This is a genomic window from Arthrobacter sp. zg-Y1143, assembly GCF_030125565.1.
Lineage (GTDB): Bacteria > Actinomycetota > Actinomycetes > Actinomycetales > Micrococcaceae > Arthrobacter_B.
Genome location: NZ_JASKLW010000004.1, coordinates 305,526 through 319,285 on the forward strand (window position 1 = coordinate 305,526; position 13,760 = coordinate 319,285).

At 67.8% G+C, this 13,760-nt stretch carries 14 protein-coding genes; 9 read left to right on the plus strand and 5 right to left on the minus strand.

Annotated elements, in window-relative coordinates:
- Nucleotides 1–33: 33 nt before the first annotated feature.
- The 3 genes from QNN98_RS05580 to QNN98_RS05590 are packed head-to-tail and all read right to left on the minus strand — an operon-like array spanning nucleotide 34 to nucleotide 1,229.
- Nucleotides 34–333, minus strand: a complete 300-nt coding sequence (locus QNN98_RS05580; protein ID WP_227913628.1) for a hypothetical protein — start codon at nucleotides 331–333, stop codon at nucleotides 34–36.
- Nucleotides 334–344: 11 nt separating this feature from the next.
- Nucleotides 345–569 (minus strand): DUF3107 domain-containing protein, encoded by a 225-nt coding sequence (locus QNN98_RS05585; protein ID WP_227903616.1) that lies wholly within the window; start codon nucleotides 567–569, stop codon nucleotides 345–347.
- A 45-nt stretch (nucleotides 570–614) separates the two neighbouring features.
- The gene (locus QNN98_RS05590) at nucleotides 615–1,229 is read right to left on the minus strand and encodes a TetR/AcrR family transcriptional regulator (protein ID WP_227913629.1); all 615 of its coding nucleotides are present in this window, start codon (nucleotides 1,227–1,229) and stop codon (nucleotides 615–617) included.
- 119 nt (nucleotides 1,230–1,348) lie between these two features.
- Between QNN98_RS05590 and moeB the strand changes: the two genes are divergently transcribed.
- Nucleotides 1,349–2,539, plus strand: a complete 1,191-nt coding sequence (gene moeB / locus QNN98_RS05595; protein WP_283996469.1) for a molybdopterin-synthase adenylyltransferase MoeB — start codon at nucleotides 1,349–1,351, stop codon at nucleotides 2,537–2,539.
- A 28-nt stretch (nucleotides 2,540–2,567) separates the two neighbouring features.
- Here moeB and QNN98_RS05600 read toward each other — a convergent pair whose 3' ends face one another.
- Complete coding sequence (locus QNN98_RS05600; protein WP_283996470.1) at nucleotides 2,568–3,908, minus strand: glutamyl-tRNA reductase; 1,341 nt, start codon at nucleotides 3,906–3,908, stop codon at nucleotides 2,568–2,570.
- Between the two features lie 143 nt (nucleotides 3,909–4,051).
- Here QNN98_RS05600 and hemE point away from each other — a divergent pair, with 143 nt between their 5' ends.
- The 8 genes from hemE to hemL all read left to right on the plus strand — a co-directional run bounded on the left by hemE (nucleotide 4,052) and on the right by hemL (nucleotide 12,800).
- Nucleotides 4,052–5,113 carry a uroporphyrinogen decarboxylase gene (gene hemE / locus QNN98_RS05605; protein WP_227913631.1) on the plus strand — a complete coding sequence of 354 codons (1,062 nt, stop codon included), beginning with the start codon at nucleotides 4,052–4,054 and terminating at the stop codon, nucleotides 5,111–5,113.
- Nucleotides 5,114–5,115: 2 nt separating this feature from the next.
- Nucleotides 5,116–6,624, plus strand: a complete 1,509-nt coding sequence (gene hemG / locus QNN98_RS05610) for a protoporphyrinogen oxidase (protein ID WP_283996471.1) — start codon at nucleotides 5,116–5,118, stop codon at nucleotides 6,622–6,624.
- 74 nt (nucleotides 6,625–6,698) lie between these two features.
- Complete coding sequence (gene hemQ, locus QNN98_RS05615) at nucleotides 6,699–7,406, plus strand: hydrogen peroxide-dependent heme synthase (RefSeq protein WP_283996472.1); 708 nt, start codon at nucleotides 6,699–6,701, stop codon at nucleotides 7,404–7,406.
- Nucleotides 7,403–8,599, plus strand: coding sequence for a ferrochelatase (locus QNN98_RS05620; protein WP_442860696.1), 1,197 nt, complete (start codon nucleotides 7,403–7,405; stop codon nucleotides 8,597–8,599). Before hemQ ends, QNN98_RS05620 begins: the two co-directional genes overlap by 4 nt.
- Nucleotides 8,599–9,555, plus strand: coding sequence for a hydroxymethylbilane synthase (gene hemC / locus QNN98_RS05625; protein ID WP_229957547.1), 957 nt, complete (start codon nucleotides 8,599–8,601; stop codon nucleotides 9,553–9,555). Before QNN98_RS05620 ends, hemC begins: the two co-directional genes overlap by 1 nt.
- A 24-nt stretch (nucleotides 9,556–9,579) precedes the next feature.
- Nucleotides 9,580–10,443, plus strand: a complete 864-nt coding sequence (locus QNN98_RS05630) for a uroporphyrinogen-III synthase (RefSeq protein ID WP_283996473.1) — start codon at nucleotides 9,580–9,582, stop codon at nucleotides 10,441–10,443.
- Between the two features lie 33 nt (nucleotides 10,444–10,476).
- Entirely contained in the window at nucleotides 10,477–11,460 is a 984-nt protein-coding gene (gene hemB, locus QNN98_RS05635) for a porphobilinogen synthase (protein ID WP_283996474.1), read from the plus strand.
- The gene (gene hemL, locus QNN98_RS05640) at nucleotides 11,460–12,800 is read left to right on the plus strand and encodes a glutamate-1-semialdehyde 2,1-aminomutase (protein ID WP_283996475.1); all 1,341 of its coding nucleotides are present in this window, start codon (nucleotides 11,460–11,462) and stop codon (nucleotides 12,798–12,800) included. The genes hemB and hemL overlap by 1 nt, the downstream gene beginning before the upstream one ends.
- A gap of 78 nt (nucleotides 12,801–12,878) precedes the next feature.
- Here hemL and QNN98_RS05645 read toward each other — a convergent pair whose 3' ends face one another.
- A complete protein-coding gene (locus QNN98_RS05645) occupies nucleotides 12,879–13,718 on the minus strand; it encodes a MetQ/NlpA family ABC transporter substrate-binding protein (protein WP_283996476.1) in 840 nt (279 codons plus the stop codon).
- Between the last annotated feature and the right edge of the window lie 42 nt (nucleotides 13,719–13,760).

Consider the following 13,760-nt stretch of genomic DNA (forward strand, 5'->3'; position numbering starts at 1 on the left):
CGCTGAAGGTTTGCTGAAGCGTTCTGCCGTGCGTCAGAGCCGCAGGATGCGTTCGGTCTCCGATGCATCCGCAGCCCCGCGGCTGCGGCCGATGGGAACGGCGGCAACCATGGGAGCCAGGACGGCTACGGCCGCCGGAACGGCCCAGCCCAACCAGTCAGCTTCGAAAGACGCCGCGCCGGCAGCCTGCAGCCCCAGCCACGTCAGCAGGGACGCAACTACGGAGATGCCGGGGAGCAGGAGGGCACCGTACCGGTCGCGGTGCCGGTCGGCAGCCCATACAGCGAAGCCCGCGGCCAGGGCCACCAGCGTAACGAGGATCAGGCTCAGCATGGGGACGCGGGTTAGAGGGCGCCGAAACCGACGCGGCGTACTTCCTCGGCACCGATTTCCACGTAGCCGATGGAGGCGCCGGGAACGACGATGAGCCGGCCCTTGACGTCCTTGAGCCGCAGCAGTGCGCCGCTGGCCAGGGACTGCTCCACGGCGTCGGCAACTTCATCGGCGCTCTGGCCGGACTCGAAGACAATTTCGCGGGCTACGTTCTGAATGCCGATTTTTACTTCCACCGTGGTGCCTCCTGTTAACGATTAAGAACTAATTCGAAATCTACTCTAGATCTCTTTGGGGAACCGGCTGATTCCGCGCCAAGCTAAACGGTAAACCAGCTCGGACGCGGCATCGATGTCCAAGTCGCCGTCGGTTTCCAGCCAGTACCTGGCGCTCACCTGCGCCATGCCGGCCAGGGCACGGCCGAGCAGGGTGGCCTCCACCTGCGAAAGCTTGGTGTCTTCGGCAATCACCCCGGCAATGCTGCTGGCGAAGCGCGCATTGAATTCCTCGATCCGGGCGCTGACCTCTGCGTCCGAGGTCAGGTCGGACTCGAAAACCATCCGGTGCCCCTGGCTGTCCTGGGCCACGAAGCGGAAATAGGCACGCATGGTTTCCCGGACGCGCAGCTTGTTGTCCGTCGTGGATTTCAAGGCGGTGTCCAGGAACTCGGTCAGGGTGTTCAAATGGTTGTCCAGCAGAGCCATGTACAGCTCGCGCTTGCCGGGAAAGTGCTGGTACAGTACGGGTTTGCTCACATGCGCCGCTTCGGCGATCTCGTCCATGGCGGCACCATGGAAGCCGTTGCTGACGAACACCTCCTGGGCTGCGTTCAGCAGCTGCCGGCGGCGTTCCTCCCTGGGGAGACGGACCGGTTTGCCGGCTGCTTGGTTACTCACTGGTGGACCTCTCAACAGTTCCGGAGCACTGAAGCTGCACGGACAATGACCATTAGTTTACCCACGGGTCTTGGCGGCGACAGGGCCAACGGCCATACCCGTGGCTTAGATTGGACTTCATGACCATAGCAAGCACGCCCCACTCCGCGGGCCGGCTGCCGGCCCTGGCGGCGCCGGGCGGGGAACTGACCCGGGAAGAAACCGAACGCTACTCCCGGCACCTGATCATCCCCGGGTTCGGGGCACCCGCGCAGCGGCGGCTGAAGAACGCGAAGGTGCTCGTGGTCGGGGCCGGCGGGCTGGGCTCGCCGGTGCTGCTGTACCTGGCCGCCGCGGGCGTGGGGACCCTGGGCATCGTGGACGACGACGTCGTGGACGTTTCCAATCTGCAGCGCCAGGTGATCCACGGGGTATCCGACGTCGGAACGCCGAAGGCAGAATCCGCCGCGGCAGCCATTGCCGAGCTGAACCCGCTGGTGCGCGTCATCCTGCACCGGGAGCACCTGGATAATTCCAACGCGCTGGACATTTTCGCCGGCTATGACCTGGTGGTGGACGGTACGGACAACTTCGCCACCCGCTACCTGGTCAATGACGCCGCCGAGATCCTGGGCAAACCCTATGTATGGGGCTCCATCCTGCGCTTCGACGGGCAGGTCAGCGTGTTCTGGGGCGCGCAAGGTCCCACCTACCGGGACCTCTTCCCGCAGGCTCCGCCGCCCGGTTCGGTACCCTCCTGCGCGGAAGGGGGAGTGCTGGGAGTGCTCTGCGCGCAGATCGGGTCGGTCATGGCCAACGAGGCCATCAAACTGATCACCGGCACCGGCCGCACCCTGCTGGGCCGGGTCCTGGTTTTCGACGCCCTGGACATGAGCTGGCGGGAGCTGAAGGTGCGCCGGGACCCGGCGGCAACGCCGGTCACTGAGCTGGGCGATTACCAGGCGTTCTGCGGGATCGCGCCGCCGGAGCCGGCGGACCCTGCCGCCGAGGTGGATGTGGCGGAGCTGCATGAGCTGCTGGCGGAGCGGAACGCCGGGCTCCGGGACTTCGAGCTGCTGGACGTGCGCGAACCGGGGGAGTACGAGATTGTACGCATCGACGGCGCCCGGCTGGCGCCGCGGGCCTCGGTGCTGGCGGGGGAGATCCGGCCTGAGCACGGGCGGCCGCTGTACATCCACTGCAAGTCCGGCGGACGGTCCGCGGAGGTGGCCGCCTACCTGCGCAGCGAGGGCTACCCGGAGGTCTACAACGTCAGCGGCGGGATCCTGGAATGGGTGCGCAGGGTGGAGCCGGAAAAACCGGTCTACTGAGGCGCAGCCGGCATCTGGCCAAATGGTGCTAGGCGGACTTGGGCTCCACGGTGTCGTCGCCGGCGGCCTCAGGCTCTGCAGCCTTGGGGTCGGTCTTGCCGGTCCCTGCGTCGGCGCGGCCCACAGTGATGCCGTACAGGGCTTCGAGGCCCCGGATGTAGTCCTCCTGCTGGCCGCTGGCAGCCAGCTCCCGTGCCCGGACCGTGGGGACATGGAGCAGCTGCTTGACCATGCGGCGCATGGCGAACTCCACTTCCTCGGCAGCACCGGTGCAGCCGTGCTGGGCGCGGACCTTTTCAAGCTCCGAATCCAGTACGTCCAGGGTATGCCGGCGCAGGGCCACAATGGCCGAGTCCATTTCACGGCTGAGCTGCTGCTTGGAGAAGTTCTGAGCGGCGTCGGCCACAATGGCGGAGGCCTGCTTGAGGGACTCGACCTGCTCCGCGGGAGCAGCCAGGCGCACGGACTCCAAGGTGATGAGTTCGACGCCGTCGATCTCGCGGACCTCGGGATCGAAGTCATGCGTGAGGGCCAGGTCGATGATGATCAGCGGCTTGCCGGCTGCTTCCCGGACCTTGCGTACGTCCTCGGCGCTGACCTGGCTGTCGCTGCCGCTGCAGCCGATGACGACGTCGGCGCCCGCCAGCGCTGCGGGCAGCGACTTGCGGGTCAGCGGCCGGCCGCCGCGGGATGCTGCGAAGGACTCGGCCCGGTTGGAGGAGGAGTAGACGCTGATGTCGGTGCAGCCGCGCTCTTTGAGCAGGGCCATGGTGGCTCCGGCGTAGGCTCCGGTGCCGAAGACCACCACAGACTTCCGTGACCAGTCGGTGTCCTCGGAGAGGTCCGTGGCCAGGCCCAGGGCAACGGAAACAATGGAAAGCCCCCGTTTGCCGAGGGCGGTTAGTGCGCCAACGTCCTTGGCGGTGCGGGAAGCGGTCTGGAACAGCCTGCTCAGGCCGCCGGAGACGGTGCCTTTTTCCTGCGCCTCGATGAGGGCCCGGCGCACCTGTCCGGCGATTTCGCGTTCCCCAACCACGGCAGAGTCCAGTCCGGCGCCTACGGCGAAAAGGTGCTGGGCCACGGATTCGCCGGTGTTGGTGGCGAAGGAGCGGGACACCTTGTCCTCGCTCATGCCGGACTGCCGGCTGATTTCCGCAACGACGGCGGAGCGGGCTGCTTCAACGTCGGCTTCCGAGGGTGCCTCGCAATACACCTCCAACCTGTTGCAGGTAGCGAGGACAACGGAGCCGGTAACGGCGGTTCCGGAATCGACCAGCGAAGACGGGACCTCGGATGCGCCGGCGCTAAGGCGGGCGACAGTTTCCAGGTCTACGTCGGTGTGCGTAGCAATGAGGGAAAGTAGAACCACAGTAGGTCAATAGTAGCCACCCCCGGCAGGATCCCTTAACCGGCCCGGTCCGAAACCGGGCTTTAAGGGTGTGAGAAGGGACACCGGCGGTCCTTCGGAGGTGCCGGTTATCGATTGGCCCGGATTTTGGAGAGAATCAAGGTATGACTCTTAGCGCCACTCATCCCCTGCAGGATGGCCGCACGGCCGATTCCCCCCTGATCACTGCCTACCGCGGCGGCAAGCCGAGCCGCCGCCCGGTATGGTTCATGCGTCAGGCCGGACGGTCCCTGCCTGAATACCTGCAGGCCCGGCAGGGGATCGGCATGCTGGAATCCTGCCTGCGGCCGGAGCTGGCAGCGGAGATCACCCTGCAGCCGGTTCGCCGCCACGACGTGGATGCCGGCATTTTCTTCTCCGACATTGTGATTCCGCTGAAGCTGGCCGGCGTGGACGTGGACATTGTCCCCGGCGTCGGACCCGTCCTCGGGTCGCCCGTGCGCACTGCGGCCGACGTCGCCGCCCTGCCGAAACTGACCGAAGAGGCGCTGGAACCCATCCGCGAAGCGGTTCGGCTGACCGTCGCGGAACTGGGCAGCAAGCCGCTGATCGGATTCGCCGGCGCCCCGTTCACCCTTGCCGCCTACATGGTGGAAGGCAAGCCCTCACGGGACCACCTGGGCCCGCGCACCATGATGCACGCCGACCCTGATGCATGGCAGGCGCTGACCAACTGGGCGGCTGACGCCTCGGGCATGTTCCTGCGCGCGCAGCTTGAAGCCGGTGCCAGTGCCGGGCAGCTCTTCGACTCCTGGGCCGGTTCCCTGGGCCTGGCTGACTACGTCAAACATGTGGCGCCCGCCTCGGCGCGCGCCCTGGACCATGTGCGCGGCCTCGGCGCACCCCTGGTGCACTTCGGTACCGGCACCTCGGAACTGCTGGTAGCCATGCGCGACGTCGGCGTGGACGTGGTAGGCGTGGACTACCGGCTGCCGCTGGACGAAGCCAACCGCCGGCTCGGGGGCACGACGCCGCTGCAGGGCAACATTGATCCGGCACTGCTCAGCGCCCCCTGGCCCATCCTCGAAGCGCACGTGCGCGACGTCCTCGCCGCCGGTGCCTCCGCCCCGGGGCACGTGGTCAACCTGGGCCACGGCGTGCCGCCGGAAACCGATGCCGCCGTACTGACGCGGGTGGTTGAACTGATTCATTCGGTGGAGCCGTAACCATGCCCAACCGTTTCCTTGCCAAACCGGACAAGTCCGGCAAAGCCGCTGCCCGGCCCGGCACCGCCGGTCGCTCGGCCGTTGTCGTAGGCGGCGGCATCTCGGGCCTGATCGCGGCGCGTGACCTGGCCGGTGCCGGGATCAGCGTCACGGTTCTCGAAGCAGCGGACCGGTTTGGCGGCTGCGTCGGCGGGCACGAAGTAGCCGGCATCCGCCTGGACAGCGGCGCCGAATCCTTCGCCACCCGGTCCACCGCCGTCCCGGAGCTGATCAATGAACTGGGCCTGGCGGACGCCGTGGTCCTGCCCAATCCCGGCGGTTCCTGGCTGCAGCTGCCCGCGGAGGACCTCCCCTCGGGAGCGCAGCGGATGCCTGCCAGCGGCATCCTGGGCATCCCCGCCGATCCGCGGGACCCGGACATTGTCCGCGCCCTGGGACGCGTGGGTGCGGCCCGTGCCGCCCTGGACAAGGTTTTGCCGGTTGGCTCCCTGAACCGGCGGGAGTCAATGAGCCTGGGCGAACTGGTCCGCACCCGCATGGGGGAGGCAGTGCTCCGCCGGCTGGTTGCCCCCGTGGTGGGCGGCGTTTATTCCTCCGATCCGGATGCGCTGGACGTTGATTCGGTGGCGCCGGGACTGCGTGCCGCCGTGGCCCGCCACGGTTCCCTTGCCGCAGCAGCCGGTGCCCTGCGCGCCGCCGCTCCCGCCGGTTCGGCCGTGGCCGGACTCCGAGGCGGCATGGGCACGCTCACCGACGCCCTGGTCCGGGACCTGGAAAAAACAGGTGTGCGCCTGCTCACCGGAACCCGCGCCGAGGCGCTGGTCCGCGGTGACGCCGGCTGGCAGGTGCGCGTCACTGACGGATCAGGGACGCAGGAGCTCGACGCCGACGCCGTGGTTGTGGCTTCCGACGGCCCCGCCGCAGTGGACTTGATGTCCCAGGCACTGCCGGAAGTGTCGTCCTACCGCCCCTCCCCGGGTCCCGGCGTCGCGCTGGTGACCCTTGTGGTGGACCTGCCGGAACTGGACGCCATGCCCCGCGGCACCGGCGTCCTGGTGGCGCGCGAAGTCCAGGGCGTGGACGCCAAGGCGTTGACCCACGCCACCGCCAAGTGGCAGTGGCTGGCCGAATCCACCGGTCCGGGCACGCACGTGATGCGCCTGTCCTACGGCCGGGCACTGTCCGCGGACGATGCCGCAGCCGGCCCCTCGCAGGTGGATCGTGCCGACGAAGACCTGTTCCGCCAAGCCGTGGCGGACGCCTCGGCCCTGCTGCAGGTGACCATCGGAACCGACGACGTGGTGGGCTGGGACGTGGTCCGCTGGGTCGGCGCCCTGCCCTCGGCAGCCGTGGGACACAAGGACCGGGTGGCAGGGGTCCGGGCCGCCGTAGCCGAGGTCCCCGGATTGGAGGCCGTCGGCGCCTGGCTGGCCGGCACCGGACTGGCCGCCGTGACGGCCGACACCCGCAGCCGGATGGCAGGCCTGTCGCAGGCACTGCTGCGGGTGTGATGTTCAGCACTTTCTACGCTTTGTAGAAGTGCATTGTTTCGACTTACCCATTTGCAAAGGGCAGACTGTTAATCATGAGTGAGACGATGGAAACGAGCGCCGCCGAAGCCGCCGGCAACGAAGAACAGTTCTTTACCCTTTGGACCGTTTTCAAGCGGTCCTCCACCCCGAAAGCACCCGTTTCCGACGGCGCCGTTGAAGCCTTCGAAACCCTCGCCGAGAGCCTGGGTGCGGGCAACGTCACGCTGCGCGGCCTCTACGACGTTTCCGCCATGCGCGTGGACGCCGATGTGATGGTCTGGCTGCACGGCAGTGCACCGGAAGCACTGCAGGCGGCGCTGCGCGAGGTCCGCCGCAGCGAGCTGTTCGCCGGCACCGAGATCGCCTGGTCCGCCATGGGCGTGCACCGCGACGCCGAGTTCTCCAAGAACCACTGGCCGTCCTTTGCCCGCGGCATCGATCCGGAGGCCTGGATCTGCGTCTACCCGTTTGTACGCTCCTACGAGTGGTACCAGCTGCCCGCCGAGGAACGCGGCAAGATGCTGCGCGACCACGGCATGCTGGGCCGCGACTTCCCCCAGGTCCTGGCCAACACCGTCGCTTCCTTTGCGCTGGGCGACTGGGAATGGATCCTGGGCCTCGAAGCTCCCAACCTGGTTGACCTGGTCGACATGATGCGCCACCTGCGCGCCACCGAGGCGCGCAACCACGTCCGTGAAGAAGTCCCGTTCTATACCGGCCGGCGTATTCCGGCCGCCGAAGTTGCCGAGGTACTCAAATGACATCCGCCGTTTCCAACGAGCCCGCCGAGTTCAACCCGCTGGAGGGCGTGGACGAAAACGGCCGCATGGCCCCGAAGCACTATGACGCCATCCTGCTCGCCTCCTTCGGCGGCCCGGAAGGCCAGGAAGACGTCATTCCCTTCCTGCGCAACGTCACCCGCGGCCGCGGCATCCCCGACGAACGGCTCGAGGAAGTGGCCACCCACTACCGGGCCAACGGCGGCATCAGCCCCATCAACGAACAGAACCGCGCCCTCAAGGCTGCGCTGGAGGGCGAACTTGCCCGCCGCGGCGTCGAGCTTCCGGTCCTGTGGGGCAACCGCAACTGGGATCCCTACATTGAAGACGTACTCAAGGACGCCTACGCCGCCGGCTACCGCCGCCTGCTGATGGTCACCACCAGCGTGTACTCCTCCTACTCCAGCTGCCGCCAGTACCGCGAGGACCTGGGCATGAACCTGCTCAAGACCGGGCTGGACAAGAAGCTGCAGGTGGACAAGGTCCGCCAGTACTTCGACCACCCCGGTTTCGTGGAGCCGTTTGTGGAAGGCGTGCGTGAATCCGTGGCCAAGGTCCGTGCGGAGCTTGACTCCCGGGGCATCACGGACGGGAAAATCGAAATCCTTTTCTCCACCCACTCCATCCCCACGGCGGACGCCGAGGCTTCCGGCCCGCGCGACCGTGAATTCGAAGAGGGCAGCGCCTACGTCGCCCAGCACCTGGCCAACGCCCGGGCCATCATCGACCGGATTCCGGAAGCAGCCGGCATGGACTGGCAGCTGGTTTACCAGTCCCGCTCCGGTGCCCCGCACATTCCCTGGCTGGAACCGGACATCAACGACGCCATTGCCGAGCTTCCGGCCAAGGGCGTCAACGGAGTCGTCATTGTTCCGCTCGGTTTCGTCAGCGACCACATGGAAGTGCTCTGGGACCTGGACACCGAAGCAATGGACACGTGCCGGGAACTGGGCCTGGCCGCTGACCGCACACCGACCCCCGGCATCCACGACACCTTTGTGTCGGGCCTCGTGGACCTCGTGGAGGAACGCACCGTGGAGAACAACATCTCCGAGCGGCCCGCAATGACCAAGCTCGGTCCCTGGTACGACGTCTGCCGTCCCGGCTGCTGCGCGAACCTGCGCGGCGAGAAGCCGACGATTGCCGGCGCCGATTCCACCGTGGGCATCCAGTAGTGGCACACTCGCCCGTCCTGGTCGGTACCCGCGGCAGCGCCCTGGCGGTCACGCAGACCACCACCGTGGCCGAATCCCTGGCAGCGCTGGGCGGTTTCGGCGTCGAACTGGTGCGGGTCCGCACCGAAGGCGACGTCAACCGTGCGGCACTGTCGCAGATCGGCGGCACCGGCGTGTTCGTTGCTGCGTTGCGCGAGTCGTTGCTGCGCGGGGACTGCGACGTCGCCGTGCACTCGCTCAAGGACCTGCCGACCGCGGCGGCCCCCGGACTGGCCCTGGCTGCCATCCCCGAACGCGTGGATGTCCGCGACGTCCTGTGTGCCCGTGACGGCCTGACCCTGGCCGGGCTGCCGGCCGGGTCGAAGGTCGGCACAGGCTCCCCGCGCCGCGCCGCCCAGCTGCGCGCAGCCCGCCCCGACCTGGAGATTGTGGATATCCGCGGAAACGTTGATACCCGCCTGGGACGGGTAGCCGGCCTGGTGGAAGGCGCCCCCGGCGACCTTGACGCCGTCGTCCTGGCCGCGGCCGGCCTGGCCCGCTTGGGCCGGTTGAACATGGTCTCCGAATTCATCGATCCCGCCGTCATGCTGCCCGCCCCCGGGCAGGGCGCACTCGCCGTGGAATGCCGGGACGAGGACGCCGACGGCGGGGCGCTGGCGAAGGCCCTCGAAGCCTACGACCACCGCGACAGCCGCCTTACCGTGGCCGCCGAACGAGCCATGCTCGGCCGCCTGGAAGCGGGCTGCACGGCCCCCGTGGGAGCGCTGGCCCGCGTGGCCGGCGAAAGCATCACGCTGGAGGCCGTGGTCTGCAGCGACGACGGCACCCGGCTGCTGCGCCGGACGGCCGTCGCCGGAGAGCTGACCGAAGATGCTGCCCGTGCGCTGGGCGTGCAGGTGGCCGAGGAGCTGCTGGCGGCGGGAGCTGCCTCGCTCACCGACCTGCCTGCCAGCTGATGCAACGCACCCGGACCTGCTGACATGGCAGCCAAACACCACGGCCCGGACCTCGCCGGACTGAATGTTGTCCTTCCCCGCACCCCGGACCGGGCTTCGGCCATGGTCCGGGAGCTGCAGGACTGCGGGGCAAAGGTGGCCCTGATGCCGCTGATCGACTTCCAGTTCCCGGCGGACACCGCCGCGCTGGACCGGGCGCTGAACTCGTTGCGGGCCGGGCGGTTCGCGTGGGTGGTGTTCACGTCCGTCACCACCGTCCGGGCCGTCACCCGGCGCTGCGCCGCGCTGGGCATCAGCCCGGCCGCCGTCGTACCCGCGGACACCCGGATTGCGGCGGTGGGCGCCGGCACCCGGCAGGCACTGGAGGAGATCGGCTTCGACATCGACTTCATGCCGGAAGCGGACCAGTCCGCCCGCGGCCTGGCGGCGTCCTGGCCGGACCCGTCCGGTTCCGATCCGGAGGGCGGAGACCTGCGGGTGCTGCTGCCCCAGGCAGACATCGCGGACCCGTCCCTGAACGAGGCGCTGACCTCGCTCGGCTGGGACGTGCGAGCGGTGACCGCTTACTGCACCGTGGACTACCCGGCCCCCGGCGTCCGCTTCACCCCCGCCGCCGAGGGAGCGGCCCTGCTGGACCCCGACGCGTTCGCCGCGTCCGCACCGGCAGGGAAGCGCGCCGTCGTCCTGACCTCCCCGAGCATCGCCCGCCGCTTTGTCCGCCGCTGTTCCCCTCTCCCGTCCGGAACACTGCTGGTGGCCATCGGCGAGAGCACTGCCGCCCGGATGCGTGAGCTGGGCGCCGGCCCGCACGCTGTGGCGAAGCAGCCGACCCCGGCGGGAATAGCGCAGGCACTCTCCGTTGCTATGTCTACGGGCCCTACCACCTAGTTCCCTCTCTTTACCGGAAGGCAGATTACCTCTATGAGCTTCCCCCAGCACCGTCCCCGCCGGCTCCGCACCACCCCCGCCATGCGGCGCCTCACCGCCGAATACCGGCTGAATCCGGCCGAGCTGATCCTTCCCGCCTTCGTCCGCGAGGGCATCACTGAACCCAACCCGCTGACCTCCATGCCCGGCGTCGTCCAGCACACCATGGATTCCCTGAAGAAGGCCGCCGCCGAAGCCGTGGAGCTGGGCGTGGGCGGCATTATGCTCTTCGGCATCCCGGCCGAGCGCGACGCCGTCGGCAGCGCCGGCACCGATCCCAACGGCATCCTCAACCGCGGCATCGCAGCCGTGCGCGAGGAAGTCGGCGACGAGCTCGTGATCATGAGCGATGTATGCCTGGACGAATTCACCGACCACGGACACTGCGGCGTGCTGGATGAAAACGGTGTGGTGGACAATGACACCACCCTGGAAATCTACGGGCGGATGGCCGTGGAGCAGGCCCGCGCCGGTGCCCACGTGCTCGGCCCGTCCGGCATGATGGACGGCCAGATTGCCGTCATCCGCCAGGCACTGGACGAAGCAGGGCACCAGGATGTGTCCCTGTTCGCCTACGCTGCGAAGTACGCCTCGGCGTTCTACGGCCCGTTCCGCGAGGCCGTGGACTCCCAGCTGCAGGGCGACCGCCGCACCTACCAGATGGACGCCTCGAACCGCCGCGAAGCAATCCTCGAGGTGGAGCTGGACCTTGAAGAAGGTGCCGACATGGTGATGGTGAAGCCGGCCATGAGCTACTTGGACGTACTGGCCGACGTCGCCGCCATGTCGCCGGTCCCGGTGGGCGCTTACCAGATTTCGGGTGAGTACGCGATGATTGAAGCTGCCGCCGCCAACGGCTGGATTGACCGCCGCCGGGCCATCGAAGAGTCCGTGCTGGGCATCAAGCGGGCCGGCGCGAACATGATTCTCACCTACTGGGCCACCGAGCTGGCGGCCTGGCTGAAGGAAAGCAAGTAATGTCCTCACCTGTATCACCCTCGTCCAACGAAGCACTCTTTGACCGTGCCCGGGCCCTGATGCCCGGCGGCGTGAACTCCCCGGTCCGGGCGTTCGGCTCCGTAGGCGGTACGCCGAAGTTCATGGTTTCGGCCAAGGGCCCGTACATCACGGACTCCGAAGGCCGCGAGTACGTGGACCTGGTCTGCTCCTGGGGTCCGGCACTCGTGGGCCACTCCCACCCGGACGTGATGGCCGCCGTACACGCCGCGGTGGACCGGGGCCTGTCCTTCGGTGCCTCTACCCCGGCCGAAGCCGAGCTGGCCCAGCTGGTCATGGACCGGGTGCCGGCCGTCAAGCGCCTGCGGATGGTTTCCACGGGTACCGAGGCCACCATGACCGCCATCCGGCTGGCCCGCGGCTACACCGGCCGGAACCTGGTTATCAAGTTCGCCGGCTGCTACCACGGCCACCTGGACGGGCTGCTGGCCTCCGCCGGATCCGGCCTGGCCACGCTGGCACTGCCCGGCTCTGCCGGCGTCACCGAAGCCACAGCCGCCGAAACGCTGGTGCTGCCGTACAACGACGTTGCCGCCGTCGAAAAGGCATTCGCCGAGCACGGCACGGATATTGCCGCGGTCATCACCGAAGCCGCTCCCGCCAACATGGGCGTGGTCACTCCGGACGAGGGCTTCAACGCCGCCCTGTCCCGGATCACCGCCGCAAACGGCGCCCTGCTGATCCTGGATGAGGTCCTCACCGGCTTCCGCACGGGGCCGGCGGGTTACTGGGGTCTGACCGGCGGCGCAGCCGGCACAACGGAGCGCTGGACACCGGACCTGTTCACCTTCGGCAAGGTCATCGGCGGCGGCATGCCTGTGGCCGCCCTGGGCGGCCGTGCCGACGTCATGGATTACCTGGCGCCGCTGGGCCCGGTCTACCAGGCCGGCACCCTCTCGGGTAACCCGATCGCCATGGCAGCCGGCGTGGCCACGCTGAAGGCCGCCACCGCAGAGGTCTACGCCACCGTGGACGCCCGCTCCGCCGAGCTCTCCGCCGCCGTGTCCGCCGAGCTGGAGAAGGCCGGCGTGGACCACAGCATCCAGCGGGCCGGCAGCCTGTTCAGCGTCGCCTTCGGCACCTCCGCCACCGGCGTGCACAACTACGAGCAGGCCCAGGCGCAGGAAGCCTTCCGCTACCGGCCGTTCTTCCACTCGATGCTCGACGCCGGCGTGTACCTGCCGCCGTCCGTGTTCGAGGCCTGGTTCCTCTCCGGCGCGCACGACGACGCCGCGATGAACCGGATCTACGAGGCGCTGCCGGCCGCTGCGAAGGCTGCAGCGCAGGCAAAGCCGGAATAACAGGGCGAAGCCGGAATAGCAGTAAACAAAATATGCCCCGCACCGCCAAAGCGGTGCGGGGCATATTTCGCGTTGCTGCTAGAACGCGGGCGTCACGTCGCCGTTGGGCCAGGTCTCTTCGATGAAGGCCTTCACCTCGGGGGAGTGCAGCAGTTCTTCCAGCTTGTCGATCCGGGCATCCTTAGCGCCGGCCTTCCAGACCAGGAAGTTGGCGTAGGGGTTCTCCTCCACGGATTCAACCACCAGCGCGTCATCGGTGCTCAGACCGGCTTCCAGGATGTAGTTGCCGTTGATGATCGCGAGGTCCACGGTGGGATCGCCCAGGTCATTGACCAGCAGTTCGGGCTGGTTCTCCTGGAAATCCAGCTTCTTCGGGTTCTGCTCATCGGTCAGGGTCAGCACCGAGGAATCATCGGCGATGTTCTCGACCAGCCCGGCCTCTTCAAGCATCTTCAGGGCACGGGCCTGGTTGGACGGATCGTTGGTGACCATCACGCGGGCACCGTCTTCGATGGAGGCGACGTCCTTGTGCTTTTCGGAGAACGCAGCGTACGGCTCCACATGGACGCCGGCACCGTGCTCGAACTCGTAGCCCTGGCTTTCCATCTGGGACTCGAGATACGGAAGGTGCTGGTAGTAGTTGACGTCGCTGTCGCCGTCGTTCAGTGAGATGTTCGGCGTGATGTAGTCGTCAAACTCCTGGATTTCCAGCTCCAGCCCGGCTTCTGCGGCCAGGTTGTCACGGACAAATTCCAGGATCCGCGCGTGCGGTGCCGGGCTGGCACCCACGGTGAGGGTTACCGGGTTGGCGGGGTCCAGGCTCTCCACGGCGCTGGGGGTGGAATCGGATCCACCGCAAGCCGTCAACGCCAGAGCCGTGGCCACACCGGTGGCAACGAGGGTAAGTGCTTTACGCATCGAATGCGTTCCTTTCGGGTAACCCGAGGCGGAACTCCGCTG

Coding starts and splice junctions, on each gene's coding strand:
- QNN98_RS05580 (WP_227913628.1), bottom strand. CDS start 333: ATGCTGAGCCTGATCCTCGTTACGCTGGTGGCCCTGGCCGCGGGCTTC.
- moeB (WP_283996469.1), top strand. CDS start 1,349: ATGACCATAGCAAGCACGCCCCACTCCGCGGGCCGGCTGCCGGCCCTG.
- hemE (WP_227913631.1), top strand. CDS start 4,052: ATGACTCTTAGCGCCACTCATCCCCTGCAGGATGGCCGCACGGCCGAT.
- hemG (WP_283996471.1), top strand. CDS start 5,116: ATGCCCAACCGTTTCCTTGCCAAACCGGACAAGTCCGGCAAAGCCGCT.
- hemQ (WP_283996472.1), top strand. CDS start 6,699: ATGAGTGAGACGATGGAAACGAGCGCCGCCGAAGCCGCCGGCAACGAA.
- QNN98_RS05620 (WP_442860696.1), top strand. CDS start 7,403: ATGACATCCGCCGTTTCCAACGAGCCCGCCGAGTTCAACCCGCTGGAG.
- QNN98_RS05630 (WP_283996473.1), top strand. CDS start 9,580: ATGGCAGCCAAACACCACGGCCCGGACCTCGCCGGACTGAATGTTGTC.
- hemB (WP_283996474.1), top strand. CDS start 10,477: ATGAGCTTCCCCCAGCACCGTCCCCGCCGGCTCCGCACCACCCCCGCC.
- hemL (WP_283996475.1), top strand. CDS start 11,460: ATGTCCTCACCTGTATCACCCTCGTCCAACGAAGCACTCTTTGACCGT.
- QNN98_RS05645 (WP_283996476.1), bottom strand. CDS start 13,718: ATGCGTAAAGCACTTACCCTCGTTGCCACCGGTGTGGCCACGGCTCTG.